At 36.1% G+C, this 25,701-nt stretch carries 24 protein-coding genes and 1 pseudogene; 5 read left to right on the top strand and 20 right to left on the bottom strand.

Annotated features, from left to right (window positions below):
• Nucleotides 1-19 precede the first annotated feature (19 nt).
• The 12 genes and pseudogenes from nuoF to ACFPVY_RS10915 form a co-directional block, all read right to left on the bottom strand.
• Nucleotides 20-1,387, bottom strand: coding sequence for an NADH-quinone oxidoreductase subunit NuoF (gene nuoF / locus ACFPVY_RS10860; protein WP_379792033.1), 1,368 nt, complete (start codon nucleotides 1,385-1,387; stop codon nucleotides 20-22).
• A gap of 11 nt (nucleotides 1,388-1,398) precedes the next feature.
• A complete protein-coding gene (locus tag ACFPVY_RS10865) occupies nucleotides 1,399-1,923 on the bottom strand; it encodes a complex I 24 kDa subunit family protein (protein ID WP_379792034.1) in 525 nt (174 codons plus the stop codon).
• 93 nt (nucleotides 1,924-2,016) lie between these two features.
• A complete protein-coding gene (locus ACFPVY_RS10870) occupies nucleotides 2,017-3,252 on the bottom strand; it encodes an NADH-quinone oxidoreductase subunit D (protein WP_379792035.1) in 1,236 nt (411 codons plus the stop codon).
• Complete coding sequence (locus ACFPVY_RS10875; RefSeq protein ID WP_379792036.1) at nucleotides 3,253-3,600, bottom strand: HepT-like ribonuclease domain-containing protein; 348 nt, start codon at nucleotides 3,598-3,600, stop codon at nucleotides 3,253-3,255. It abuts the gene before it with no gap.
• The gene (locus tag ACFPVY_RS10880) at nucleotides 3,593-3,892 is read right to left on the bottom strand and encodes a nucleotidyltransferase family protein (RefSeq protein ID WP_379792037.1); all 300 of its coding nucleotides are present in this window, start codon (nucleotides 3,890-3,892) and stop codon (nucleotides 3,593-3,595) included. Before ACFPVY_RS10880 ends, ACFPVY_RS10875 begins: the two co-directional genes overlap by 8 nt.
• 4 nt (nucleotides 3,893-3,896) lie before the next feature.
• On the bottom strand, nucleotides 3,897-4,418 hold the full coding sequence (locus ACFPVY_RS10885; protein ID WP_379792038.1) for an NADH-quinone oxidoreductase subunit C: 522 nt from the start codon (nucleotides 4,416-4,418) through the stop codon (nucleotides 3,897-3,899).
• Nucleotides 4,419-4,426: 8 nt separating this feature from the next.
• Nucleotides 4,427-4,975 (bottom strand): NADH-quinone oxidoreductase subunit B, encoded by a 549-nt coding sequence (locus tag ACFPVY_RS10890; RefSeq protein ID WP_379792039.1) that lies wholly within the window; start codon nucleotides 4,973-4,975, stop codon nucleotides 4,427-4,429.
• A gap of 119 nt (nucleotides 4,976-5,094) precedes the next feature.
• A complete protein-coding gene (locus ACFPVY_RS10895) occupies nucleotides 5,095-5,460 on the bottom strand; it encodes an NADH-quinone oxidoreductase subunit A (protein WP_379792040.1) in 366 nt (121 codons plus the stop codon).
• Between the two features lie 302 nt (nucleotides 5,461-5,762).
• Nucleotides 5,763-5,964: pseudogene (locus ACFPVY_RS10900) on the bottom strand (cold-shock protein).
• Between the two features lie 280 nt (nucleotides 5,965-6,244).
• The gene (locus ACFPVY_RS10905) at nucleotides 6,245-7,417 is read right to left on the bottom strand and encodes a carboxypeptidase-like regulatory domain-containing protein (RefSeq protein ID WP_379792041.1); all 1,173 of its coding nucleotides are present in this window, start codon (nucleotides 7,415-7,417) and stop codon (nucleotides 6,245-6,247) included.
• 95 nt (nucleotides 7,418-7,512) lie between these two features.
• The gene (gene aspS / locus ACFPVY_RS10910; protein WP_379792043.1) at nucleotides 7,513-9,258 is read right to left on the bottom strand and encodes an aspartate--tRNA ligase; all 1,746 of its coding nucleotides are present in this window, start codon (nucleotides 9,256-9,258) and stop codon (nucleotides 7,513-7,515) included.
• A gap of 131 nt (nucleotides 9,259-9,389) precedes the next feature.
• Entirely contained in the window at nucleotides 9,390-9,797 is a 408-nt protein-coding gene (locus tag ACFPVY_RS10915) for a hypothetical protein (protein ID WP_379792044.1), read from the bottom strand.
• Between the two features lie 245 nt (nucleotides 9,798-10,042).
• Here ACFPVY_RS10915 and ACFPVY_RS10920 point away from each other — a divergent pair, with 245 nt between their 5' ends.
• A complete protein-coding gene (locus ACFPVY_RS10920; RefSeq protein ID WP_379792045.1) occupies nucleotides 10,043-10,390 on the top strand; it encodes a toxin-antitoxin system YwqK family antitoxin in 348 nt (115 codons plus the stop codon).
• Between the two features lie 61 nt (nucleotides 10,391-10,451).
• Here the strand turns inward: ACFPVY_RS10920 and ACFPVY_RS10925 are convergent, their stop codons facing one another.
• The 5 genes from ACFPVY_RS10925 to ACFPVY_RS10945 all read right to left on the bottom strand — a co-directional run bounded on the left by ACFPVY_RS10925 (nucleotide 10,452) and on the right by ACFPVY_RS10945 (nucleotide 17,620).
• On the bottom strand, nucleotides 10,452-11,012 hold the full coding sequence (locus ACFPVY_RS10925) for a hypothetical protein (RefSeq protein WP_379792046.1): 561 nt from the start codon (nucleotides 11,010-11,012) through the stop codon (nucleotides 10,452-10,454).
• A 280-nt stretch (nucleotides 11,013-11,292) separates the two neighbouring features.
• Nucleotides 11,293-14,466 (bottom strand): efflux RND transporter permease subunit, encoded by a 3,174-nt coding sequence (locus tag ACFPVY_RS10930; RefSeq protein WP_379792047.1) that lies wholly within the window; start codon nucleotides 14,464-14,466, stop codon nucleotides 11,293-11,295.
• 85 nt (nucleotides 14,467-14,551) lie between these two features.
• Entirely contained in the window at nucleotides 14,552-15,616 is a 1,065-nt protein-coding gene (locus ACFPVY_RS10935) for an efflux RND transporter periplasmic adaptor subunit (protein ID WP_379792048.1), read from the bottom strand.
• 7 nt (nucleotides 15,617-15,623) lie between these two features.
• Nucleotides 15,624-16,991, bottom strand: a complete 1,368-nt coding sequence (locus ACFPVY_RS10940; RefSeq protein ID WP_379792050.1) for a TolC family protein — start codon at nucleotides 16,989-16,991, stop codon at nucleotides 15,624-15,626.
• A gap of 32 nt (nucleotides 16,992-17,023) precedes the next feature.
• Nucleotides 17,024-17,620, bottom strand: a complete 597-nt coding sequence (locus ACFPVY_RS10945; RefSeq protein ID WP_379792051.1) for a TetR/AcrR family transcriptional regulator — start codon at nucleotides 17,618-17,620, stop codon at nucleotides 17,024-17,026.
• A 179-nt stretch (nucleotides 17,621-17,799) separates the two neighbouring features.
• Between ACFPVY_RS10945 and ACFPVY_RS10950 the strand changes: the two genes are divergently transcribed.
• The gene (locus ACFPVY_RS10950) at nucleotides 17,800-18,774 is read left to right on the top strand and encodes a polyprenyl synthetase family protein (RefSeq protein ID WP_379792052.1); all 975 of its coding nucleotides are present in this window, start codon (nucleotides 17,800-17,802) and stop codon (nucleotides 18,772-18,774) included.
• Between the two features lie 53 nt (nucleotides 18,775-18,827).
• The gene (locus tag ACFPVY_RS10955; RefSeq protein ID WP_379792053.1) at nucleotides 18,828-19,181 is read left to right on the top strand and encodes a hypothetical protein; all 354 of its coding nucleotides are present in this window, start codon (nucleotides 18,828-18,830) and stop codon (nucleotides 19,179-19,181) included.
• A gap of 151 nt (nucleotides 19,182-19,332) precedes the next feature.
• On the opposite strand, the gene ACFPVY_RS10960 is transcribed toward ACFPVY_RS10955, so the two are convergent.
• Complete coding sequence (locus tag ACFPVY_RS10960; protein ID WP_379792054.1) at nucleotides 19,333-19,866, bottom strand: hypothetical protein; 534 nt, start codon at nucleotides 19,864-19,866, stop codon at nucleotides 19,333-19,335.
• 114 nt (nucleotides 19,867-19,980) lie between these two features.
• Here ACFPVY_RS10960 and ACFPVY_RS10965 point away from each other — a divergent pair, with 114 nt between their 5' ends.
• Together ACFPVY_RS10965 and odhB are read left to right on the top strand one after the other, a co-directional pair.
• Nucleotides 19,981-22,767 (top strand): 2-oxoglutarate dehydrogenase E1 component, encoded by a 2,787-nt coding sequence (locus tag ACFPVY_RS10965; RefSeq protein ID WP_379792055.1) that lies wholly within the window; start codon nucleotides 19,981-19,983, stop codon nucleotides 22,765-22,767.
• Nucleotides 22,768-22,844: 77 nt separating this feature from the next.
• Entirely contained in the window at nucleotides 22,845-24,092 is a 1,248-nt protein-coding gene (odhB, locus tag ACFPVY_RS10970) for a 2-oxoglutarate dehydrogenase complex dihydrolipoyllysine-residue succinyltransferase (RefSeq protein ID WP_379792056.1), read from the top strand.
• 71 nt (nucleotides 24,093-24,163) lie between these two features.
• On the opposite strand, the gene ACFPVY_RS10975 is transcribed toward odhB, so the two are convergent.
• Both ACFPVY_RS10975 and ACFPVY_RS10980 read right to left on the bottom strand, forming a co-directional pair.
• Nucleotides 24,164-24,601, bottom strand: a complete 438-nt coding sequence (locus tag ACFPVY_RS10975; protein ID WP_379792057.1) for a retropepsin-like aspartic protease — start codon at nucleotides 24,599-24,601, stop codon at nucleotides 24,164-24,166.
• Nucleotides 24,602-24,735: 134 nt separating this feature from the next.
• On the bottom strand, nucleotides 24,736-25,692 hold the full coding sequence (locus tag ACFPVY_RS10980; protein WP_379792058.1) for a hypothetical protein: 957 nt from the start codon (nucleotides 25,690-25,692) through the stop codon (nucleotides 24,736-24,738).
• Nucleotides 25,693-25,701: the final 9 nt, after the last annotated feature.

The following is a 25,701-nucleotide window of genomic DNA, read 5'->3' on the forward strand; positions in this document are numbered from 1 at the left end:
CTTATAGCTTACTGCCATTTTAAACTGTTTGCTTCGCTACCAAATGTTTTACCTTTTCAAAAGGTTCCGCCACATAATGGTCTCTGTTTTTAATCTTTTCAGGAAAACGAACGTGGTATTCAAATTCGTCTCTGAAATGGCGAATTGCTGCTGCAACTGGCCAAGCTGCCGCGTCACCTAACGGACAGATTGTATTTCCTTCAATTTTTCTCTGGATGTCCCAAAGCAAGTCGATATCTTCTTCACGGCCGTGACCGGTTTCAATTCTATGCAAAACTTTTTCAAGCCATCCTGTTCCTTCACGGCAAGGCGAACATTGGCCACAGCTTTCGTGGTGGTAAAATCTTGAGAAATTCCAAGTGTTTCTAACGATGCAAGAAGTGTCATTGTAAACGATAAATCCTCCAGAACCAAGCATCGAACCCGTTGCAAAACCTCCATCGCTTAAAGATTCGTATGACATCATTCGGTCATCGCCGTTGGCTGTCTTGTAAATTAAATGCGCTGGCAAAATTGGCACAGAAGAACCTCCTGGAACCAATGCTTTCAAAGGTCTGTCGTCTAACATTCCTCCTAAATACTCATCAGAATTGATAAATTCATAAACACTTATTCCTAATTCAATTTCATAAACTCCTGGATTTTTGATATGTCCCGAAGCAGAAATTAATTTAGTTCCTGTAGATTTTTCAGTTCCGAATTTTGCGTATTCAAGACCAGAATTATTTACGATATAAGGAACTGTAGCGATAGATTCCACGTTATTTACAACGGTAGGATTTGCCCATAATCCACTGATTGCTGGAAATGGCGGTTTGATACGAGGATTTCCTCTTTTTCCTTCCAAAGATTCAATTAAAGCAGTTTCTTCTCCGCAGATATAAGCTCCAGCTCCAACGTGAACGTGCAAATCTAAATCATAACCTGTTCCTAAAATATTTTTTCCTAACCATCCCGCAGCATAAGCTTCCTTGATAGCATTTTCTAGAATTTTAAAAACCCACATATATTCTCCACGAATATAAATGTAAGAAAGGTGTGCTTCCAAGGCGAAACTTGCGGTAATCATTCCTTCAATCAAAAGATGCGGAATATATTCCATCAAATAACGGTCTTTAAAAGTTCCTGGTTCAGACTCATCGGCGTTGCAAACCAAGTGTCTCGGATTTCCAGATTTCTTGTCGATGAAGCTCCATTTCATTCCCATTGGGAAACCAGCGCCACCACGACCTTTCAGTCCAGAATTCTTAACTTCAGTAACAACTTCGTCTGGAGTCATTGTTTTCAGGGCTTTTTCCACAGAAGCATAACCGCCTTCGCGACGATAGACTTCATAGGTTTTAATCCCTGGAACATTTATTTTGTCTAATAATATTTTCTTTGACATAATTTCTATTATTAGTGTAAGCTTACTTTACCGTTTTTGCAATCCTCAATCAGTTCGTCAATTTTTTCTTTCGTAAGATTTTCTTTGTAGAAATCTCCCAATTGAAGCATTGGCGCATAACCACAAGCACCAAGACATTCCACGCCTCTGACTTCGAACAGTCCGTCAGCAGTTGGTTCGCCTAAATTAACGCCTAACTTATCGCAAGTGTAATCCATTAAATTTTCAGCGCCACGAAGACAGCACGAAGACGTCTGGCAGAATTCAAACATAAATTTACCAATTGGCCTTCTGTTAAACATCGTGTAAAACGACACCACTTCATACACTTCGATAGGTTTGATTTCAAGGATTTCTGCCACTTTATCCATTAATTCGATGCTCAACCAATTGTCGTGAGCATCCTGAACATCGTGTAAAACCGGCAATAAAGCTGATTTTTTCTTGTCCGCTGGATAATGGCTCAAAAGCTCGTTGATGCGTTCCATCAAGGCTTCTGTCATGTTTATTTCTTGTTTGATATGCGAAACTTCCATATTCTGTTTACTTCTAATATATTTGAGATTTATGATTTATGATTTATGATTTTTAGCGTTGCTTCCAATCTGAAATCTAAAATCTGAAATCTTTTAAGCGTCTAATTCTCCTGCAATTACGTTCAAGCTTGACAATGTTGCAATCGCATCGGATAGCATTTGTCCTTTTACCATTTCGTTAAATGCTTGGTAATAAATGAAACAAGGTCTTCTGAAATGCAATCTAAAAGGTGTTCTTGAACCATCTGTAATTAAGTAAAAACCTAATTCTCCGTTGCCGCCTTCCACCGGATGATACACTTCTGTTACCGGAACCGGAATTTCTCCCATCACGATTTTGAAATGGTAAATCAAAGCTTCCATTGTGGTGTAAACATCTTCTTTTGGAGGCAAATAATAATCAGGAACATTAGCGTGGAAAGGACCTTCCGGCATTTTTGCCAACGCTTGTTTGATAATACTGATACTCTCCCAAACTTCTGCATTTCTTACGCAGAAACGGTCATACGTATCACCTGATTGCCCAACTGGAATTTTAAAATCAAAATCTTCGTAAGAACTATAAGGTTGCATTACTCGAATATCATAATCAATTCCAGAAGCTCTTAAATTTGGACCCGTAAATCCGTAGCTCATGGCGCGTTCTGCAGAAATAGGACCCACGTTTATCGTTCTGTCCATAAAGATTCTGTTGCGTAACAATAAGTTTTCAAATTCTTGCCAAACTGGAGGAAATTCTTCCAAGAAATCATTGATTTTTTTGAATGCAGCAGGACTCCATTCTCTTTCAAAACCTCCGATTCTTCCCATATTTGTAGTCAAACGAGCGCCACAAATTTCTTCGTAGATTTCATATATTTTTTCTCTGAATTGAAAAACGTATAAGAAACCTGTTAAAGCTCCAGTATCCACTCCAAGTACAGAATTACAGATAATGTGGTCGGCAATACGCGCCAACTCCATTACAATAACTCTTAAATATTGGACTCTTTTTGGAACTTCTATATTTAATGCTTTTTCCAAAGTCATCCACCAACCCATATTATTGATAGGCGACGAACAGTAATTCATTCTGTCTGTCAACGGCGTGATTTGGTAAAAAGGTCTGTTTTCTGCAATTTTTTCGAAAGCACGGTGAATGTAACCAACCGTTCCTTCGCCTTCCACGATGCGTTCTCCATCCATCAAAAGAATGTTCTGGAAAATTCCGTGCGTTGCCGGGTGCGTTGGCCCAAGATTCAGAATCGATAGCTCGCTTCCGTCTTCATTTTGCCTTTGCTTGATGATATCGGCATATCTTAATTCTGGTGGTAATAATAAGTCTGACATTTATAATGCGGAATTATTTATTTTTGTTTCTACTTCGTTTTTTAGGCTCGGAATATGATTTATCACGATACTCCAAATATTTTCGTCAGAAATATTGTCATAAGAATGAATAATTTGGTTTCTTAATCCAATAATTCTTTTGGCATTTTTTATTTCAAAATCAGGATTGCCTTTCAAGATTCTGTTTGTTGCTTCTCCGATGATTTCAAGATTTCTTTCAATTGCACGGCGAAGCAAAATATTTTTTTGATAATTTGAAAATGTTTTTTCTTCCTTTAAAAAGAAGTTATCCATTTCTTCAATTGCCAATTTTATGTCATAAAGCGATTTTAAAATCTTCTCATCCATAAATTAGTTGTTTTTCTCTGTCAACAATTTTTCGGAAAACAGGATTTTTTATGGCTTGATTTTCAACAAGGTCTATTTCTCTTTTAAATAGGTTTTCTAAGCTTTCTTTAAAATCCATATAGTTGTCAAAATAGTCTTTCAATTCAATTTTCGAAAACTGAATCAGCATATCTATGTCGCTATCTTTATTAAATTTTTTTGTCAAAATAGATCCAAACAAGTAAAGTTCTTTCACATTATATTTAATGCAAAGCTGTATTAATTTTTGCTTGTTATCTTCTATTAGTTTCATTTATTTAGCAATTATCAGTTGTTCTTCCGAAGAAACGGTCGTCTTTATCAGTTCTTCCGCCGTCTTCCAAAGGAAATTCTTTACGCATTGGGAAAGAAGTCATTTCATCCATATTTAAAATTCTTTTCAACTGCGGATGGCCGTTGAAAATAATTCCGTAGAAATCATACGTTTCTCTTTCTTGCCAGTTGGCACCAAGGAATAAACTTGTAACCGTATCAATTTCTGGATTTTCTCCGTTTAAAAAACATTTGATTCTGATGCGAACATTGTCCATCCAATTGTGCATATGGTAAACCACGGCAAATTGCCTGTCAATTTCATTATCAGGGTAATGGATACCGCAGACGTCAGTTAAGAAATTGAAACGTAATGTCTTGTCATCTCTCAAAAATTTCATCACTTCGATGATTGATTCAGAATCAACTTCGAATGTAAAAATATCGTGCTGTTGTTCAAAATTTGTTGCAATTAATTGGAAATTATCAACAAGCTTATTTTGTATATCAGAGGTTTCTAAAGCCATTTTTCGTATTAAGAAATGTTATAAGAAGCTAATAATTCTTGGTATTCAGGAGAACTTCTTCTTCTCACAGATTCAGATTTTACTAAATCTTGCAAACGCATCACACCATCAAGAATTTGTTCTGGTCTGGGCGGGCAACCCGGAACGTAAACATCCACAGGAATTACCTTGTCAATACCTTGCAAAACAGAATAAGTATCGAAAATTCCACCTGAAGAAGCGCAAGCTCCCACAGCGATAACCCATCTTGGTTCTGCCATTTGTTCATAAACTTGGCGTAAAATTGGCGCCATTTTTTTTGCGATTGTTCCCATAACCAAAAGCATGTCTGCTTGGCGCGGGGAAAAACTCATACGTTCTGAACCAAAACGTGCCACGTCATAATGGGATGCCATTGTGGCCATAAATTCAATACCGCAACAAGATGTCGCGAAAGGCAATGGCCAAAGTGAATTGGCGCGCGCTAAACCTACAACGTCAGATAACTTTGTTGCAAAAAAGCCTTCGCCTTGAACTCCTTCTGGAGCGTTTACTATATTTACTTTTGAATCACTCATTTTTCTAGATTTTAGATCTTAGATTTCAGATTTCAGAAAAATCGGAAGCTTAAATCTGTTTCATCATTTATTCATAAAGTTTGAAAATCTTAAAATCAAAATTCTCAAATCTCAAATTATTATTCCCACTCCAATCCTTTTTTCTTCATTACGTAGAAAAAGCCTACGACAAGAAGAGACATAAAGATTCCCATTTTTGCTAATCCCATCCAGCCCATTTCTCTGAAATTTACGGCCCAAGGATACATAAATATTACTTCAACATCGAATAATACGAACAGAATTGCAACCAAAAAATATTTTACAGAAAAAGGAATACGCGCATTACCGACAGATTCTATACCGCACTCAAAACTTTTGTCTTTGTTTTTTGATTTTCTTCTTGGCCCTAAAAAACTAGAACCGATGATGGTCATCACTACAAATCCAACAGCAAGCAAAAACTGCATCAATATTGGAAAATAACTAGCCTGATCTGTGTTCATAAATTAAGTTTATTTTATAAAATATCTACAAATATACGAGCCAATATTGATTTCGCACCCTAACGTTTTCAATACCTTATTATATTGTGCTTAATTTTAATTTAGAATGAATAAAAATAATAATTAATTAATTTTATTGATTTTATGAATATGTTATTTTTTTAATGCAAATATTTAGAATTGCTTATAATTAAACTTAAAAATTTTAATCAATTTATAACTATTGTTAAAATTAAGGCATAAAAAAACCGCTCCAATTGGAGCGGCTAGTTGTGAGGTAACTAAAAATAGTATGCTATATATTAGTCTTCAAGAACTGCAACTTGAGCAGCTACTTTACCTTTTCTTCCTTNCTTCTTCTTCGTAAGATACTCTGTCACCTTCGCGAAGTTCTTCCGCTCTGATTCCTGATGCATGAACGAAAATGTCTTTTCCTGTTTCTTCGTCTGTAATGAATCCGTAACCTTTAGACTCATTGAAAAATTTAACTGTACCTGTACGCATTGTAATTGTAATAATAATTTATAATAAGCAAATGTAATATTTAATACAATACGAAAGACACATTTGTGTTAAAAAAATGAAAAAAAAATATTATTTTCTTTTTAAGCTTCCATTTTATAAGCATCTGCAACGTTTTGATTTTCAAATTTTAAAGAGAATAAGTTGCTGTTTTACGCTTTTTTTATTTCAAAATCGAACGCCATTTTAATCCTAAATTTCTTAATTTTACAAAGCTTCATTTTGAAACATTACCAGTTTTACTAAAACGTTTTCTTTAAGATTATTCAAATGACCTGATGATTTTTTCTTCCTTTGAAGTTAACAATATTATGTTACTGGTTTTCCAATATTCGTTTTGAATATTATTCCCGGCTTCAAAAAGACCTTTTTTCTTAAAACGTAGTTTTCGGTCAAAATCAAATTCGCCTTCTTTGTAATCCATCATCACAAAATCATTTACAAATTCAAACGTATCATCAAAGCTCTTTTTTGTTTTTACATAAAAATTTATTCTGTTTTGGCTGTACGTCATCACATATTTATCTCCGTCGAGTTTAAAGTTTATCTTTTTTGCGAATTCGTTTATTTTCATTTTTACGATTAAAAAATTGTATAATTTGCTGTATTTCTGATGTTCAGGAGACTTTTTTAAATCAATTTCAAGAATCAGTTTGGTTTTTGCATCATACGTTATAGAACCGATGTAAAGATCCTTTTCAACTTCAGGCTTCGGGATTATTTTGATAATTTCTAATTCATTCCCCGCATTGTCTTTTTTTGTGCGCAACTCAAACTCATATTCTTTTGTGTTTGTTAACGTTTTTATGGCTTTAAAATCATAAGCATCTTCCATTGCCTCGGTAATATCATAAAATGCAATGGCTTCTTTTCGAGATTCAAAATCAGATTTGTCTTCCGTTTGGTTTAATTTGAACGTACGACTTTGTTTGATAAAAAGGTCAGAAGCGCCACTTTTTCTTTTTATATAATAATCCAAAAGTCCATCAGAAAACTTTACGATTTTGCCATTTAAGCTGATGAATTCTCGGCCATAAGTGTTGATAAGCAATGATTTTTCAAGTCTTTTCTTAGAAGTGTTTAATACATCAGAAAATATCTGGTCAACAGGTTTGCTAGTAACTACAATTTCATCTAAATCATACCCGGCCGGCTCCAGGAGAATATCGATTTCAGATTTCCCAGAAGCTAATTCATACGTTGAAACTTTGTAATTCAAATGGTTGAAAAGTAAAGTTTTTGCTTTTGCTGGAACTGTAATTCTAAATTTTCCTTCTTCGTTTGTGACCGTTCCCACATTGAAATTTTCAACCCCAATGGAAACCATCTCAATGGGCTGATTGTTTCCTGATTCGTGAATTGTTCCTGTAAAAGTTTTGCTTTGAGCTAATGATAAAAAGGGGAGGAGTAAAAAAAAGTGTAAAAGTTTTTTCATTTGGTGGTTTTAAGTTGGTTGAAGCCCAAATGTAGCTTTTTTTGGCATAAAAAAAGCCCCGAATTTCTTCGAGGCTTGATTTATAAAAAATTTTTTTATTTCAATCTAATGTGTAACTCTTCCAATTGCTTTTCATCAATAACAGACGGCGCGTCAATCATCACATCGCGACCTGAATTGTTTTTTGGGAAAGCGATGAAATCACGAATCGTTTCTTGTCCGCCTAAAATGGCAACCAATCGATCCAAACCAAAAGCCAAACCTCCGTGTGGTGGCGCTCCAAATTGAAACGCATCCATCAAGAAACCGAATTGTGCTTTTGCTTCTTCTTCGGTGAAACCTAAATATTTGAACATTAATTGTTGTGTAGCCTTGTCGTGAATTCTGATAGAACCACCACCAATTTCATTTCCGTTCAAAACCATGTCATAAGCGTTTGCACGAACTTTTGCTGGGTCGGTTTCTAATAAAGCCATGTCTTCTGGTTTTGGAGAAGTAAATGGATGGTGCATTGCGTGCCATCTTCCATTTTCCTCGTCTTGTTCCAAAAGCGGGAAATCAACCACCCAAAGCGGTGCGAAAACCTCTGGATTACGCAATCCCAAACGAGTCGCCAATTCCATACGCAAAGCGCTCAATTGTGCTCTGGTTTTATTGGCCGGACCAGAAAGAACCAAGATTAAATCGCCTGGTTTTGCTCCAGTAATTTCTGCCCATTTTTTTAAATCTTCTTGATCGTAGAATTTATCTACCGAAGATTTTATGCTTCCGTCTAATTCATATTTGGCATAAACCATTCCTGAAGCACCAACTTGAGGACGTCTTACCCAATCAATTAAATTGTCGATTTCTTTTCTTGTATAAGTTGCGCAACCTGGCGCTGCGATTCCAACAACCAATTCGGCACTATTGAAAACTGGGAATTCTTTATGCTGAGCAATTTCGTTCAACTCGCCAAATTCCATCCCGAAACGAATGTCTGGTTTGTCGTTTCCGTAAGTTTTCATGGCATAATCGTAAGTAATTCTTGGGAATTTCTCTACTTCAATGCCTTTTATAGTTGAAAGCAAATGACGCGTCAAGCCTTCAAAAACTTTCAAGATGTCTTCTTGTTCCACGAAAGCCATTTCGCAATCGATCTGTGTGAATTCTGGTTGTCTGTCAGCTCTCAAATCTTCATCACGGAAACATTTCACGATTTGGAAATATTTGTCCATTCCACCCACCATCAACAGTTGTTTGAACGTTTGTGGTGATTGAGGCAAGGCATAAAATTGTCCTTCGTTCATTCTTGATGGAACAACGAAATCCCTTGCACCTTCCGGAGTCGATTTGATTAAATAAGGCGTTTCCACTTCACAGAAATCCAAATCAGATAGATATTTGCGTACTTCCATCGCCACTTTATGACGGAAAAGCAAGCTGTTTTTTACCGGATTTCTTCGGATATCCAAGTAGCGGTATTTCATTCTGATGTCTTCGCCACCGTCTGTTTCGTCTTCGATTGTGAAAGGAGGTGTCAAAGCGGCGTTCAAAATATTTAATTCAGAAACTAAAATTTCAATTTCTCCTGTCAGGATGTTTTTGTTTTTGGCTTCACGCTCAATTACGGTTCCTTTAACTTGAATAACAAATTCTCTTCCAAGGGTTTTTGCTAATTCAAATACGGCTTTGTCGGTGCGACTTTCGTCGAAAATCAATTGCGTGATTCCATAACGGTCGCGCAAATCAACCCAATTCATGAATCCTTTGTCGCGTGATTTTTGAACCCAACCCGCAAGAGTAACTTCGGTATTAATATGTGAAGCGTTTAATTCTCCACAATTATGACTTCTATACATGATCAAAATTTTAGATGGCAAATTTAGTGATTAAACTTAATTATGGCTTATAAACTTTGAAATTTAAAAACAAGATTTTAAATAAAAAAAGCTGCCTTTTCAGACAGCTTTAATGTTTCTTCAAACAAAGATTACTTCATTGAGTTCGCTTGCTCTTGAGCAAGTGCAGTCGCAAAAGTTGACCATTTTTGAGCATCTTCTGGAGTCATTTTTGACATCGCAGCAGTTGTTTTTGTAGCCCATTCTGTTCCTTTAGCTTGAAGTGCAGTGATTTTTGCAGCGTCACCAGATTTTGCGGCAGCCATAGCTTCTGTAGAGTAAGCAGCATATTCATCAGCAAATTTCTGCATTTCAGGTGTACTGAATTTTGGAACTTCAACTGTTGCAGTTGTAGTTTCTGCTGGAGTTTCTGTTGCTGGAGTTTCCTCTGTTGCAGTTACTTCAGTTGCAGGAGTTTCTTCTGTTTTTACTTCTTCCTTTTTGCAAGATACCATTGCTGTCATACCAATAACTGATAATCCAAATAACACTTTTCTCATAATTATTAAACCTTTAAAATTATTAATTAAAACAAATATATGTTAAAAATAATGGTATAATTTAATAATTTAGGCTTTAGGGTACATTAATTTTAATGTAGTCGGAACGCCAATAAATACGGGTTTTCTAAATCTCCAATGTTAAGTTTTACTTTAATGTTACGAAATTGTTAAGCGAAAGTTTTTTTAATGTAAAGTATTTTTTATATTTGTTATTCAATTGTAAACAATTTAAAACTCTGAATATGAAAAAATTAATGCTTTTAGGAATTATGATGTTTTCAGGAGTTGTTTTTGCACAAGAAAAAGATCACAAATATGAAGTTGTAGATAATAATGTGAAAGCAACATATTTTTATGAAAATGGAGCAGTAAAACAAGAAGGTTTTTACAAAGATGGAAAAGTTCACGGAAAATGGGTGGCTTATGACGTCAATGGAAACAAACAATCTCTTGGTGAATATAATAACGGTGTGAAAACCGGAAAATGGTTTTTTTGGACAGATAATAATTTAAGTGAAGTTGATTATTCTGATAGCAGAGTGGCTTCAGTAAAAAGCTGGAAGCAAGATGCTCTTGCAAACAGAAATTAAATGTAATTGTCTTTCAAAAGAAAAATCCATTAGTTTTTTGCTAATGGATTTTTTTTGTGCCTTATTTTTTGCTTCTTTCTGAACTTCGGTCAGCGCCGATCTCTTTAAAAGAATTGATGATTTTTTGCATTGGGTCTTTATATTTGTCTTTGCTGGTTTCTAATGTCCAAGTGACGATTTGATAAAATCTTTCTTTTCCTTCTAAATAAGCGACTTCATAATAAACCGGAGTTCCTTCGATGTCGCCGGTCAATGAAAATGTTTTGGCTTTCAGGCCGTTAATTTGCAAATCTTTTGTGGGAGTGATGTCTACTTTTGCGATTTCGTCTTCAAGTCCGCCTTTTAAAATGTCGTGGTATCCGTTAAAATCTGCAGGAAAATCTGAAGTTGTTGATGCGATGTCAAAAAACTCTTGTTTTGGCTCGTCAATTACCACAACATAAAATTCTCTCAGCGCATTTTGATACTGCAATGAAGCGTCTTGATGTAAATCTCGTGCTTCAGAAAGATAATCTGGAAGCTCGATGGTAAATTTATTTTTTATTGTAACGGTTTCAACTTCTTTTGATTCTGAACAAGAAAACAGCGTGGTAAAAAGACAAAGTGCGAGTATTTTTTTCATATATAAGATTTTACTGCAATATAAAAAATAATCTCGTTTTTATACATACTGATTATTGACAAAGATTGGCGGGAAGTTTAAAAGAAGCCTAAAAGTTTGAAAATAGCCCTGATGGTGACTTTGTTTGAGCTCCCGCGCCAGCCTAAAAAGCTGGCGTGAAGCGAGTGGCACCAGCAGGAATTTCATTTAAAAAGAGGCGAGGAGTTTGGCTCATAAAAAAAATCCCGAATGAAATGAATCAATCGGGAAGTTTCAATCAAAGGGTTATTTTGATTTATGCTTAATTGTGTTTTGGGTTAAAACCGTCTTCGCTTAATTCTTTGTGCTCGTAATCGGCAACCATTTCTGCTTCATAATCAGTTTTTTCGCCTTTAGAGAATTTGGTTACGATTTTCTCCATGATTTCATAAATTACCGGAACTACGATTAATGTCAAGAATAATGAGGAAATTAATCCACCGATAATTACCCAAGCCAATCCGTTTTTCCATTCGGCTCCAGCTCCAGAAGCTAATGCGATTGGAAACATACCAAAAACCATCGCAATTGTTGTCATCAAAATTGGACGTAACCTTGCGTGATTTGCTTGGATTAATGCGGTTCTCACATTTTCTCCGGCAGCACGTCTTTGATTCGTGTAATCGACAAGCATAATTGCGTTTTTACAAACCAGACCGATCAACATAATTACCCCAAGAATGGTGAAAATATTCAAAGTGTTGTTTGTCAAAGCCAGTGCAAGCAAAGCTCCGATGAATGAAAGCGGAATCGCAAACAATACTACAAACGGGTGAATAAAACTGTCATATAACGAAACCATTACCAAATAAACCAAGATGATTGCGGCTAATAAGGCAACTCCCAATGTTCCAAAACCTTCGCTTTGGTTTTCTTGATCGCCACCCCAAATGTAATTTACACCAGTTGGTTTTTCTAACTTATCAATTTTTTCTTGCCATTTAGTTACAATTGTTCCAGAAGCGACACCCACATTTTGACCTTTTACAGTTACAGACGCTGATTTATCTCTTCTTTCCAATTCACTTGGTCCAGAACCTTCGGTTACTGTTGCAAATTGGTTCAACTTAATTTGTTGTCCGGCGTCATTGATGAAAATCAAATTGCTTACGTCAGTGATACTTTTTCTATCAAAAGCGTTGTATTTAATATTGATGTCGTATTCGTATTCTCCGGCTCTGAATCTTCCATCAGTGTTTCCGCTGAAGGCCGTTTGCATTGTCATCCCGACAGTTTGCAAGCTCAATCCTAACGAAGCCATTTTATCTCTGTCCACTTTTACGTTTACTTCTGGGTTTCCATCTTCTACAGATAATTCAATTTCTGTAGCTCCAGGAATGGTGCGTAGTTCTTTTTCGGCCGCGACCGCAAATTTCATAGCGCTTTCCACATTTGGACCTGTGACGATAAGGCCTAAAGTTGCATCTTCAGCAGTTCCTAAAATACCAACGGGAACCGTTTTGATTTTTGCTCCGACCAATAATTTTTCAAGTTTTCTTTTGGTTTTTGCAGCATAAACATTCGCTGGTTCATCACGTTTGTCTAATTCAACCATTTTTACGTTGATTTCAGACTTGTAAGCCGTGGCTTGTTGTGCGCCAAGACCTTCACTCGTTTGACCAACCGTTGTAATTTGGCTATGAACAAAAGCTTCTTTCTTCAAGAATTCTTCTGCTTTTTGCGTCATAAAGTTGGTTTGTTCTAACGAAGCATCTTTCGGCATTTCGATTTGAACTAAAAATTCCCCACTATCAGATGCTGCGAAGAATTCAAAACCTATGAAACCACCGCCCACTAATCCGAATGTTGATCCGAAAAAGATAACTAAAACTACTGCAATTGTTTTGATATAATGATCTAAACACCAAGTCAATAAATTAGAAACCCAGTTAATGAAACGTGTCAAATAGCTTTCAAAACCAAGGATGATTCTTCCGAAGATATTTTTTCCTTCAATGTGCTCTAATTTTCCAAATCGAGAGGATAACCAAGGAATAATGGTAAATGAAGCGACTAATGAAAGCAATGTTGAGATGATTACAGTAACGCAAAATTGCGTGATAATGTTGGAAACCAAACCGGTACTTAAAGCAATTGGTAAAAATACAACCACAATTACCAAGGTAATCGAAACTACAGTTCCGCCAATTTCTGCGGTTCCATCGTAAGCGGCACGAACTCGGTTTTTACCCATTTCCATGTGCCTGTAAATGTTTTCAAGAACCACAATCGCGTCATCCACAAGAATACCTACAACCAATGATAAACCTAATAAACTCATCAAGTTTAACGTATATCCTAATAAATAAATTCCGATAAATGTGGCAATCAATGACGCTGGAATCGAAACCATTACAATAAGTGCATTTCTAATACTATGCAAGAAAAACAACATTACAAAAGCCACCAAAACAACGGCAATCAGCAAATCGTGTACCACAGAATCTGCAGCTTCTAACGTGAAAATCGTACTGTCTTTTGCGATTTCAAGTTGCAAACCGTTGGCTTCATAATCGCCTTCAAGCTTTTTTATCGTCTTAACAACTTCTTCACTTACCGCAACGGCGTTGGCGTCAGATTGTTTAATTACTTGTAAAATAATTGCGCTTTTTTGGTCAACACGCGCTACTTTCTCTGTGATTTTCTGAGTATCTTGAACATCGGCAATATCACCCAGACGAACTTGGATTCCGTTTCTGTTTGCTACAATTAAGTTTCTTAATTCATTTACATCTTTGTATTTTCCTGCCAAACGAATCAAGATTTTTTGTTCACGAGTTTGGATATTTCCGGTAGGGAAATCTAAATTTGAAGACAAAATATTTTGTTGTACTTCTGGAATCGAAAGGTTGTAACCTTGCATTTTTACTGCATCAAGATTGACCTGAATCTCTCTTTCGTTACCACCAATGATGTTCACTTGGGCAACACCTTCCACACGAGAAAGTACCGGAGTCAATTTTTTATCAATCAAGTCGTAAAAAGCTGCTTCGTCCATTTTTCCGTTGGCACCAATCGTCATAATTGGCAAATCGCTCAAGGAGAATTTTGTTAATGAAGGCGTTTCGGCGTCATCTGGCAAGTCGCTGATGATGGCGTTAATTTTTCTTTGCGCATCGTTCATCGAAATATTTACATCGGCTGTCGAAGTCAATGTGATAGAAACGGTGGACAAACTTTCGTAAGATTTCGAGTCTATTTTTTTAATATTTTCTAAGGAAGCAATCGCATCTTCAATTTTTTTGGTCACTGTGTTTTCCACCTCACTCGGCGAAGCACCAGGATAAGTCGTGGCAATGGTGATTACGTTTGTCTCAAATTTCGGGATCAATTCATAACCCAAATTGCTGTAACTGAACAGTCCACCAAGAGTCAGAATTGTAAACAATACAATTACCAGCGAAGGACGTTTTATGGATATTTCTGCTAATTTCATTTTATTTATTTTTTATGTCTAAAGTTGTAAGGTCATAAAGTCATAAAGTTGCTCACTTTCGACCTCTGACTTTTGAACTTTCGACTTATTTGATGATTTCCACTTTGCTTCCTTCTTGCAAATTGATTTGTCCAGTCACAATAACTTGTTGTCCGTCATTTAACCCGTCTAAGATTTCCACTTTGTCGCCAAGAATTCTTCCGGCGGTAACTTTTTTCAATTTAGCGGTTCCGTTTTCAACGATGAAAATTTGGTTACTGCTCACACTTCCAACGAAAGCATTTCTAGGAACAATTTTCAAAGAGCTTTTTTGTTGTTTTGAAGCAAATTCTGCCGTTCCATACATACCTGCTTTCAAGTCATTTGCAGTGTTGTTTGCGATTTCAATTTCCACCGGAAAGTTTAAGCTTTCATCTGCTTTTGAAGCAATAAATGTGATTTTTCCAGAAAATTCTTTATCTGGATAAACGCTGGCTTTGATTTTTGTAATATCGCCAACTTTTAAGCTCGCTACTTGACTTTCGTTAACCGTAACTTTCAATTTTAGTTTAGAAACATTTACGATATCAAACAATTCTGTAGCTGGCATTCCTGCTAAAATGGAACCTGGCTCGATATATTTTTTATTAATAAAACCGCTAATTGGCGCTTTAATTCTTGTGTCGCCAACATTGATATTTGCTTGTGTCAATTGCGTTTTTGCATTGACCATCGCCAATCTTGCTTGGTCTAATTGCTGTTTTGTAACACCGCCCGTTTTAAAAGCATTTTCATATCTGTTGTAATCGGTAACGGCATTTTGGTAAGACGCTTTTGCATTGGAAGCTTCCACATTCACGACATCGCTTCTCACAATGGCAAGCACTTGACCCACTTTTACGTAGTCGCCTTCTTTAGCAAGAACTTGAATTACTTTTCCTGATTTTTCAGCAGAAAATTTTAATTCTTGAATTGGTTCAAAATTTCCGTTAGAAACGAAATCTAAAGAAACTTCTTGGGTTTTTACCGTGTCAATTTTTACAGAGACCGTAGCATTTTTCTCAGCAACAATCGCTGTTTTCTCTTCGTTTTCGGCTTTGTTGTTCATTAAGATAAAAGCAATAAGTCCGATTACTGCAATCCCGATTAATATATAAAGTAGTTTTTTCATTGTATGATTAGTTTGTAAGTGTTTTTAATTCTCCTTTTGCTTTAATTAATTGAATTTCAGCTAATTTATAATCTAAAAGTGCTGATGTATAATTATTTTGTGCTTCCACATTTGAGTTTTCAGCATCTAATAAATCAGTTAACGGAGCCAATCCGTTGTAATAGTTATTTTGAGTGTTATCTAAAACTTCCTGCGCCAATTTCACATTTTCTTTTTGAGAATTGATCGTAATTATGCTGTTGTTGATTTGAGTTTTAGCGTTTTCGTAAGCCAAATCAAGCGAAAGTTTTGTGTCAATCATATCTTCTTTCAGTTTTCTGATTTCCACATCGGCTTGACGAACTCTGGCTCTAGTTCCAAATCCAGTAAAAATCGGAACTTTTAGATTTAAACCGATAACGGAATAATCAGTCCAATAAACGCCGTCCGCAGGTTTTGCAAACAAAGGCATTTCAGGACCTTGACCCAAATAATTATAACTTCCAGAAATGGAAAGAGAAGGGTAATATTCAGCAATCACAGACTTCTTTTGGAAATTTAAAAGCTGTTCTTGTTTTTCTAAAGCCAAATATTCCGTTCTATTTGCAGTATTTGGAACTTCAGAAAGTGATTGTGGTGTTACTTCAAATTCTTCTTCCGGAATAATAATTTTTGTTTCAATTGGCATTCCGATATAAAATTTCAATGCGTTTTCTTGCAATTGCAAAGCATTGATTAACTGCTGACGTTGTGTATTTATGTTGTACAAATTCACGGTCATACGATCTAAATCAATTTTCTTGGCCAAACCATTGTCAAATTGGCCTTTAATAATGTCACGAACCTTTGAAGTATTCACGTAATTGCTGTCCACAACTGCCAATTTTTCTCTTTGAACAAAAACTTGATAGTAGTTATTTGCTACATTTTCAATAACTTGTTCTTCAGTCAATTGCTGGTTGATTTGATAAAATTCTCTAGTTGTTTTCGCTGCTTTTAATCCAGTAAAAACGGCTTGATCAAAGATCGTTTGTGTTAAGGAAACTCCCGCGCCCGATGTCCATTTTTGCCCTAAAGGAGCTAATAATGTTGTTCCTGGTTGCCCAAAGAAATCTCCTGGCAAAGCATTTAATTGCAAAATCGGATTGTAAGTAATATTTCCGTTTGCCGAAATTTGTGGCAACGCTCTCGAACGAACTTCCTCAATTTGGTAATTACTATTTTCTACATCAAGCTTGGCTTTTTTTGCGTCGGCCTTGTTTTGCAAAGCATAATTTATCGCATCTTTCAGCGTCAATGTTTGGACTTGCGCCGAAACATTTTGCGAAATGAAAAGCGATACCACAAAAAGTAAAGCGATCGCTCGAAGCTTGTTTAAGCTACATATGGTTTTCATTTGTTTAAATTTATAATTGATTATGATTGATTTTACTTGATAAATAAGGTGTCCATGATGATTTCTTTTCGGTCTGATAGAATTTTTTCATATTCTTCGTCAGTCAAATGCATCGTTTTTTGAAAAAGCGGACGCATCGCAATCGGAAAAGAAGTCATTGAAACCATGTTAAGAATAAACTGAATTGGATCTGTTTTTCTGATCAAACCTTCTTCCATTGCCACTTCAAATTCTTCGTAGAATTTTTTCAGCATTCGGTCCATTCCTTCTTCGTCCTTAAAATAACAGCCTTGGTTAAATTGGGTCACCAAATACATTTCCATGTAAGGATATTCTTTTGCGATTTCAAAGGTATCGTCGATAAATTCAGCGATTTTTGCTTTGAAAGGAAGCTCAGAAAAGATAATAGATTCTGTTCTTTCTTGTTCGCGAGCTTGAGCGTCTGTAAAAACCAAGTCGAATAATTTGTCTCTTGATCTAAAATAATAGTTGATCAAAGTTCTATTTACACCAGCTGCATCAGCAATTTCCTGAGTTGTTGCATTAAATTTTCCCTCTCCAAAGAATAATCTTTTGGCGGTATTTTTAATCAACTCTTCTGTTGCTTCGTCTTTTTTAGTTGTTGCCATTTTTGTTTAACTAAAATATTTAACAATTTTGTCAATACAAAGATATGTACAAAAGTGTTTAACAAAAATGTCAAATTTATTTTTAACGATTTTTTAACAGAAACCGTTTTCGTTTGAATTATTTGCAATGCTATTTGTTATAAGAGCGGATTACTGTAAATTAGCGCAAAATTATTTTTATGCATTCGATCAGCGATTATCAAGAAAACTTCCTAAATTATTTAGAAAGCCAGAAAATTTCTAGAGAGCCAAAAAGTCTTTACGAACCAATTCACTATATTTTGTCTTTAGGCGGAAAAAGAATTCGTCCGATTTTGACGCTGTTGACGGCTGAAATTTTTGATACTAATTATAAGGAAGCGCTTCCGGCGGCATTGGCTGTTGAGGTTTTTCATAATTTTTCGTTAGTTCACGATGATATTATGGACGACGCGCCATTGCGAAGAGGAAAAGAAACCGTTCACGAAAAATGGAACTTAAATACAGGAATTCTTTCTGGAGACGCCATGCTGATTTTGGCATATCAATATTTTGAAAAATACGAACCAAAAATATTTCAATCGCTTGCAAAATTATTCAGCAAAACCGCGCTTGAAGTTTGTGAAGGCCAGCAATGGGATGTTGATTTTGAAAATCGTGATGATGTTACGATTTCAGAATATTTAAAAATGATCGAATATAAAACGGCAGTTTTAGTTGCGGCAGCGATGAAAATGGGAGCGATAATTGCCGAAACCAATGAAGAAAATTGCAATGCGATTTATGATTTTGGGCTAAATCTAGGAATTGCTTTTCAACTGCAAGACGATTATTTAGACGCTTTTGGAAATCCAGAAACTTTTGGGAAACAAGTTGGCGGTGATATTATTGAAAATAAAAAGACTTATCTTTATTTAAAAGCTTTAGAATTTTCTACCAAAGAAAATGCGGAACAATTGATGAATTTATTTTCAATTCAACCAAGCGATAATACCGAAAAAATCAATTCAATTAAAGAAATTTTCAATGAGACAGGCGCTTCAGAAGCTACGCAAGTTGCTATCAAAGAATATACTTTAAAAGCTTTTGAGACTTTGGATAAAATGAAAATTGACGAAGATAAAAAGGCAATCTTGAGAATCTTTGGAGAAAATTTAATGAGCCGAAAGGTTTAAACTTTAAATAACCCTTCCAGAGTTTCAAACTCTGGAAGGGTTGAAATTACTATATGAATTTTATAGCTCCAATAAATACTGATAATTTACTTTCAGAAGCTGAAAAGGAAAATTTATATCTAAAACTGATTGAACAAATCAACAAAGATTTTAATTTGGCCAATGAACCAATTGATTTTCCGATGAGCACTTTGCCGGAAGAATTGAAAATCCAATTGCACGAAAAAATCTTTAGATTGATTCAATACAAATTTGCGGAATATTTGAATCTACTTTATATTATTGATGTTTCAGAAAATGAAATCAAAAAGTTAGACGGTTCTGATTTGGTAAATTTATCAGAAGATGTTGCTTTTTTGATTTTGAAGAGGGAATGGCAGAAAGTTTGGTTTCGAAATAAGTTTTAAGTCTACCAATTTTCGATTTGTTTTACTGAATCTTCCTGTTTAGTAAAATTTCCTTTTTTATAATCTAAATAAGATTCATCACGCTTTCGTTATATTCTTTCAGTGTTAATGGTTTTTCATCAACTATTATGCTACAATTTCTTCCGTAATTTTAAAAATAAACCCTCACAAAAGGCATAAAAGCATCGCTGTAAACATTTTTATCGCTGTCATGCAAAACATTATATCGCACGCCAATCGTCACATTATTAGTTCGATAACCTGCTCCTAAAAACAAAGCAGTATTCCAAAAATTATCATTTGGGAAACCTAAACCGTCGTCATAATCTACATTGACACGCAACTGTTCTAACTCGGCGGAAAGCTGAATTTGAGGAATTGGATTTCCTAAAACAATCAAACTTGGTCCATACATATACGATTCATAAAAATTCTTATCGCGAACATAGCTTCCTTGCAAAGCGATTCCGGCAGAAATGTATTGGTTGAAATCATATATCGCACTCGGAGCCAACGCAATATTGGTATAATTAGAACCAAAACCAATGCCCAAACCGCCTCCAAAATGAACTCTGCTCCAAAAATCAGTGTATTCATTTTCCTGCGCTTTTACGCTGTCAGAAAAAACAAATAAACTCACCACGAAAACGATTTTTGTTATATGGTTTAAAATCCTTACTTTCATACCCTAAATTTAAGTTAAGTTTAATACATAAAAGTATGAAAAAATTATTAGATTGTTCTAATTGTCGTACTTTTGCAAAAATATTTCTAACATATTAGGACATTCAATTATATTATGGATAGGTTTTCCTTTTTAAACGCGGCACATACTGAATTTTTTGCTCAATTATACGATCAATATCTTGAAAATCCGGATAGCGTAGAACCAAGTTGGAGAAGTTTTTTCCAAGGTTTTGACTTCGGGATGGAAACATATAACGAGGAATATCAGGCACCTGCACAACAATTGGCCAATTACGCATCTTCAAACTCTGTGGACGTAAGCCAAATTTCAGAGAAATTACAAAAAGAATTTAATGTCTTAAAGCTGATCGAAGCTTACCGAGCGCAAGGACACTTGTTTACCAAAACAAATCCGGTTCGTGAGCGAAGAATCTTTACGCCAAACTTGGATCTTGAAAATTTCGGACTTTCAAATGCTGATTTGAATACCGTTTTTGACGCTGCAAAAGCAATTAAAATTGCGCCTTGCACGTTGCAAGAAATCCTTGGTCACTTAGATAAAATCTACCGTGAGCACATTGGTGTTGAATATATGTACATCAGAAATCCAGAGGTAAGACAATGGATTCAAGACAAAATTGGTTACAACGATAACCAGCCGAAATTTTCTGCCGACGAAAAGAAAAACATCCTAAATAAATTGAACGAAGCGGTTTCTTTTGAGAACTTTCTTCATACAAAATATGTAGGCCAAAAACGTTTCTCTCTTGAAGGTGGCGAAACTTTGATTCCGGCTTTAGATGCTCTGATCGAAGCTGCAGCTGAAAAAGGAGTGGAGCAGTTTGTGATGGGAATGGCTCACCGTGGTCGTCTGAACGTTTTGGCAAATATCTTCGGAAAAAATACACAAGACATTTTCTCTGAATTTGACGGAAAAGATTATGACGATGATGCGCTTTTTGATGGTGACGTAAAATATCACTTGGGCTTGACTGCTGACAAAAAGACAAAATCAGGAAAAAATATTAATATCAATTTAGCGCCAAATCCTTCTCACTTAGAGACTGTTGGAGCTGTGATTGAAGGAATTGCGAGAGCAAAACAAGACCGCCATTTCCCAGATGATTTCTCAAAAGTATTGCCAATCGCACTTCACGGTGACGCTGCAATTGCTGGACAAGGAATCGTTTATGAAATCGTTCAAATGGCACATTTGGATGGATACAAAACGGGCGGAACAATCCATATTGTGATCAATAACCAAGTCGGATTTACGACAAATTACTTAGATGCACGTTCTTCTACGTATTGTACAGACGTTGCAAAAGTGACAAATTCTCCGGTTTTACACGTAAATGCGGACGATGCGGAAGCTGTTGTTCACGCAATGTTGTTCGCTTTAGACTACAGAATGCAATTCGGAAGCGATGTTTTCATCGACTTATTAGGATACAGAAAATATGGCCACAACGAAGGTGACGAACCACGTTTTACACAGCCAAAATTATACAAACTGATTGCCAAACATGAAAATCCAAGAGATCTTTATGCAGCAAAATTAATTGCTGATGGAATTATCGACGATAAATATGTGGGCAAATTAGAGAAAGAATACAAAGGAGTTTTGGATGAAAATCTGGAAGCTTCTCGTAAAAAAGACTTGACAATCATCACTCCGTTTATGCAAAACGAATGGGGCGGATATACTCAGGCTGATGAAACCGAAATGCTTCAAAAAGTAAATACGACTTTCTCAAAAGATATTTTGACAGACATCGCAAAAACAATTACAACATTGCCAAGCGATAAAAAGTTCATCAGCAAAATCCAAAAGCTGATCAACGACAGAAAAAATATGTTCTTCGAAACCGATAAGTTAGATTGGGCAATGGCTGAATTATTGGCTTATGGTTCGTTAATGACTGAAGGCTATGACGTTCGTATTTCTGGTCAAGATGTGGAACGAGGTACATTCTCGCACCGTCACGCCGTTGTGAAAGTAGAAGATTCTGAAGAAGAAGTTATCCTTCTGCAGCAATTGAACAACCAAAAAGGAAAATTCAATATCTTCAATTCACTTTTATCTGAATATGGAGTTGTTGGTTTTGACTACGGATATGCTTTGGCTAGTCCAAAAACATTGACTATCTGGGAAGCACAATTTGGAGATTTCTCTAACGGAGCCCAAATTATGTTAGACCAATATATTTCTGCAGCAGAAGACAAATGGAACAATCAAAACGGGTTGGTAATGTTATTGCCACACGGTTATGAAGGCCAAGGAGCAGAGCACTCTTCAGCAAGAATGGAAAGATATTTACAGCTTTGTGCGAACCACAATATGTTTGTGGCTGACTGTACAACGCCGGCAAACTTCTTCCACTTATTGAGAAGACAGATGAAAACCACGTTTAGAAAACCTTTGATTGTGTTTACACCAAAGAGTTTATTGCGTCATCCATCTGTAGTTTCTACGGTAGATGAGTTTGCAAATGGAGGTTTCCAAGAAGTTTTGGATGATCCAAATGTAGAAGCAAAAGACGTGAAAACATTGGTATTCTGTACGGGTAAATTCTATTATGATTTAGTAGCAGAAAGAGAAGCAAACGGAAGAAAAGACGTGGCATTCGTGAGAATCGAGCAACTTTTCCCATTGCCAGTAGAACAATTGAAAGCAATTATCGAGAAATATCCAAATGCTGACGATTATGTTTGGGCACAAGAAGAGCCTAAAAACATGGGAGCTTACAGCTATATGTTGATGAATTTTGATTTGGTAAAATTAAGAGTCGCTTCATTAAAAGCTTACAGCGCGCCAGCAGCAGGAAGTTATGCACGTTCTAAAAAACGTCATGCAGCAGCAATTGCGATGGTTTTTGACAAAAATCTTTTTAGTTAATTAGATTCTGTCAAGGCTAAAAACCGTAATTTTGAAATAAGAAAACAAAAAATAACACACCATAAAATTATATACAGATGATTTTAGAAATGAAAGTTCCTTCTCCAGGGGAATCAATCACCGAAGTTGAAATCGCAACTTGGTTAGTAAAAGACGGAGATTACGTAGAAAAAGATCAAGCGATTGCTGAAGTAGATTCAGACAAAGCAACTTTAGAATTGCCTGCAGAAGCTAGCGGTATTATTACGCTTAAAGCGGAAGAAGGTGACGCTGTAGCTGTTGGTCAAGTGGTTTGCCATATTGATACTGACGGAAAACCTTCAGGCGATGCTCCGGCAAAAGAAGAAAAGAAAGAAGAGAAAAAAGAAGAACCAAAAGCGGAAGCTAAAAAAGAAGAACCTAAAAAAGAAGAAGCAAAACCAGCTCCAGCAGCTGAAAAAAGCTATGCTTCAGGAACTCCTTCGCCAGCGGCAAGAAAAATTTTGGACGAAAAAAGTATAGATTCAGCATCAGTTTCAGGAACTGGAAAAGGTGGAAGAATCACAAAAGACGACGCTGTAAACGCTGTTCCATCAATGGGAACTCCAACAGGAGGAAACCGTGGATCAGAAAGAACAAAATTGTCAATGCTTCGCAGAAAAGTAGCTGAACGTTTAGTAGCTGCTAAAAACGAAACAGCAATGTTGACTACGTTTAACGAAGTGAACATGACGCCGATCAATAATCTTCGTAACGAATATAAAGATGCGTTCAAGGCAAAACATAACGGAATCGGTTTAGGATATATGTCTTTCTTTACAAAAGCGGTGACAAGAGCATTGCAATTGTATCCAGATGTAAACTCAATGATGGACGGAGATCACAAACTAGCATTTGATTTCGTTGACGTTTCAATCGCAGTTTCTGGACCAAAAGGTTTGATGGTTCCTGTTGTAAGAAATGCAGAAAACTTGACTTTCCGTGGAATTGAGGCTGAAATCAAAAGATTGGCTATCAAAGCACGTGACGGACAAATTACTGTTGACGACATGACGGGCGGAACATTCACAATCACAAACGGTGGTGTTTTCGGAAGCATGCTTTCAACGCCAATCATCAATCCTCCACAATCTGGAATCTTGGGAATGCACAATATCATCGAGCGTCCAATCGCTGTAAATGGTAAAGTGGAAATTCACCCAATGATGTATGTAGCTTTGTCTTACGACCACAGAATTATCGACGGACGTGAGTCAGTTGGCTTCTTGGTTGCAGTAAAAGAAGCGTTAGAAAATCCAGCAGAATTATTGATGGATAACAATCCTAAAAAAGCTTTGGAACTATAATATATCGCGAAAGCAATCTCTTATAAATAAAAAATCCCGTTCATTTGAACGGGATTTTTTTGTTTTAGATTTTATTTCAAATAAAAATGTTCTCCGTTATAATCGATAATTCCCTTTCCTTTCATCAAAATATCAGCACCGATGATTCCGTGGACAGGTTTCGCTTTATATTGTTCCAAGGCAAGATTGACGTGCTCCATATTAAAAATAACTAGCGAAAAATCATCTGTTTTCCATCGGCCTAATTGAAGCGTGTTGTTTGTTGAAACTTGCGTATCCATTCCCACGGCTCCAGCTCCGGCTGCTTTTGTGAGCGAATCTTCGGCCATTAATTTAAAATGTTCCACATCGCCAAAACCCACGCAACTGCTCGAAGCACCCGTGTCTAAAATAAAGTTGCCTTCAATTCCGTTTATTTTGGCTTTGATAACTAAATGATGTGTTTTTGAAACTTTTAATTTTATTTTTTTATAACCTTTGCTTTTCAAGGCGTCGAAAATTTTGTCCATTTTTGGTAAGTTGTAATCCAAAAATAGCCAATAAATGCCGAAGATTACATAACCGAAACCATAATATTTTACTAAAGATTGAGCATAAAAAAAGCGATGAGGTTGTCATCGCTTTTAAATTTGTTAAGTTCTATTTATGGTAAGGCGTTGATCGCGGCAACAACTTCTGCCATTGTTCCTGTTTGTAATTCAGAAGCATCAAATGAGTAACTTGCTCCGTTTGGCAAAGACGCAATAGTTTTTATGCCATAACTCCACAATCCATCTTCTTCTGTTACAAAAATAATGTAGCAGTTTAAACCTACCGGAAATTGTCCATAAAGATATCCAAGCGTATTTGGCTCACCACTAATTCCAATAAAAACGGATGAATTTTCATTGTTGTATCCCTGCGGAAGTAAAACCGAAATCTCTGTCATCGGTCCTGTGAAGTTCGCAAATTTATCACAATTGAACCAACCGAAACTTTCAATAAACGCGCTATAATAACTTTCGCCACCACCAGTTGGACCTTGGTTATTAGAAATCCAAAACTCTTGTTGCGCAACGGCCCAAACCAGTTCGCCTTGAGCATTAATCGTTCCTGTAAAAGGCGCCATGTCATAATCATCTCCGCCACTTAAAGATGTTGGGACTTGAATTTGATAGCCACAATTTGTCTCTAATTCCACGCCGTCTTGAAAAGCTTTTACCGAAAATTCACCGCCAGAAATAAGCAGTTTTCTTTCTCCACCCGCAACCGTTGCAGTTGTTGGTTTATTTGCAACTAACATACTTCCACGGTCAAAAATTTCGACGATCTCCATTGTAAATGCTCCGGTAACCGCATTTCCGTTTTTTCTCAAACAACTCGGATCAATGCTGATCATTACACCTTTTACCGTCACAAATGTGGTGTAACCGTCGCTCACATTTAGATTGAAATTTTGAGTCATATTTTCTAAAGCCGTTTCTTCCAAAGCATTAAATTCCGCGGGAGTTGGAGGAGGAACTTGCGCGACCGAATCTGGTAAATCAACTTCTGTAATACAACTTGATAATCCGATGATTGCAAAGAAAAGCAATCCTAATTTTGTAAAATTCGTTTTCATGATTTTGTT

The organism is Flavobacterium qiangtangense, from assembly GCF_042658345.1.
Taxonomy (GTDB): Bacteria; Bacteroidota; Bacteroidia; order Flavobacteriales; family Flavobacteriaceae; genus Flavobacterium; species Flavobacterium qiangtangense.

Bases quoted from the DNA above. Each gene is read 5' to 3' on its own strand.
- nuoF (WP_379792033.1), bottom strand. From the start codon at position 1,387: ATGTCAAAGAAAATATTATTAGACAAAATAAATGTTCCAGGGATTAAA.
- ACFPVY_RS10865 (WP_379792034.1), bottom strand. From the start codon at position 1,923: ATGGAAGTTTCGCATATCAAACAAGAAATAAACATGACAGAAGCCTTG.
- ACFPVY_RS10870 (WP_379792035.1), bottom strand. From the start codon at position 3,252: ATGTCAGACTTATTATTACCACCAGAATTAAGATATGCCGATATCATC.
- ACFPVY_RS10875 (WP_379792036.1), bottom strand. From the start codon at position 3,600: ATGGATGAGAAGATTTTAAAATCGCTTTATGACATAAAATTGGCAATT.
- ACFPVY_RS10880 (WP_379792037.1), bottom strand. From the start codon at position 3,892: ATGAAACTAATAGAAGATAACAAGCAAAAATTAATACAGCTTTGCATT.
- ACFPVY_RS10885 (WP_379792038.1), bottom strand. From the start codon at position 4,418: ATGGCTTTAGAAACCTCTGATATACAAAATAAGCTTGTTGATAATTTC.
- ACFPVY_RS10890 (WP_379792039.1), bottom strand. From the start codon at position 4,975: ATGAGTGATTCAAAAGTAAATATAGTAAACGCTCCAGAAGGAGTTCAA.
- ACFPVY_RS10895 (WP_379792040.1), bottom strand. From the start codon at position 5,460: ATGAACACAGATCAGGCTAGTTATTTTCCAATATTGATGCAGTTTTTG.
- ACFPVY_RS10905 (WP_379792041.1), bottom strand. From the start codon at position 7,417: ATGAAAAAACTTTTACACTTTTTTTTACTCCTCCCCTTTTTATCATTA.
- aspS (WP_379792043.1), bottom strand. From the start codon at position 9,258: ATGTATAGAAGTCATAATTGTGGAGAATTAAACGCTTCACATATTAAT.
- ACFPVY_RS10915 (WP_379792044.1), bottom strand. From the start codon at position 9,797: ATGAGAAAAGTGTTATTTGGATTATCAGTTATTGGTATGACAGCAATG.
- ACFPVY_RS10920 (WP_379792045.1), top strand. From the start codon at position 10,043: ATGAAAAAATTAATGCTTTTAGGAATTATGATGTTTTCAGGAGTTGTT.
- ACFPVY_RS10925 (WP_379792046.1), bottom strand. From the start codon at position 11,012: ATGAAAAAAATACTCGCACTTTGTCTTTTTACCACGCTGTTTTCTTGT.
- ACFPVY_RS10930 (WP_379792047.1), bottom strand. From the start codon at position 14,466: ATGAAATTAGCAGAAATATCCATAAAACGTCCTTCGCTGGTAATTGTA.
- ACFPVY_RS10935 (WP_379792048.1), bottom strand. From the start codon at position 15,616: ATGAAAAAACTACTTTATATATTAATCGGGATTGCAGTAATCGGACTT.
- ACFPVY_RS10940 (WP_379792050.1), bottom strand. From the start codon at position 16,991: ATGAAAACCATATGTAGCTTAAACAAGCTTCGAGCGATCGCTTTACTT.
- ACFPVY_RS10945 (WP_379792051.1), bottom strand. From the start codon at position 17,620: ATGGCAACAACTAAAAAAGACGAAGCAACAGAAGAGTTGATTAAAAAT.
- ACFPVY_RS10950 (WP_379792052.1), top strand. From the start codon at position 17,800: ATGCATTCGATCAGCGATTATCAAGAAAACTTCCTAAATTATTTAGAA.
- ACFPVY_RS10955 (WP_379792053.1), top strand. From the start codon at position 18,828: ATGAATTTTATAGCTCCAATAAATACTGATAATTTACTTTCAGAAGCT.
- ACFPVY_RS10960 (WP_379792054.1), bottom strand. From the start codon at position 19,866: ATGAAAGTAAGGATTTTAAACCATATAACAAAAATCGTTTTCGTGGTG.
- ACFPVY_RS10965 (WP_379792055.1), top strand. From the start codon at position 19,981: ATGGATAGGTTTTCCTTTTTAAACGCGGCACATACTGAATTTTTTGCT.
- odhB (WP_379792056.1), top strand. From the start codon at position 22,845: ATGATTTTAGAAATGAAAGTTCCTTCTCCAGGGGAATCAATCACCGAA.
- ACFPVY_RS10975 (WP_379792057.1), bottom strand. From the start codon at position 24,601: ATGGACAAAATTTTCGACGCCTTGAAAAGCAAAGGTTATAAAAAAATA.
- ACFPVY_RS10980 (WP_379792058.1), bottom strand. From the start codon at position 25,692: ATGAAAACGAATTTTACAAAATTAGGATTGCTTTTCTTTGCAATCATC.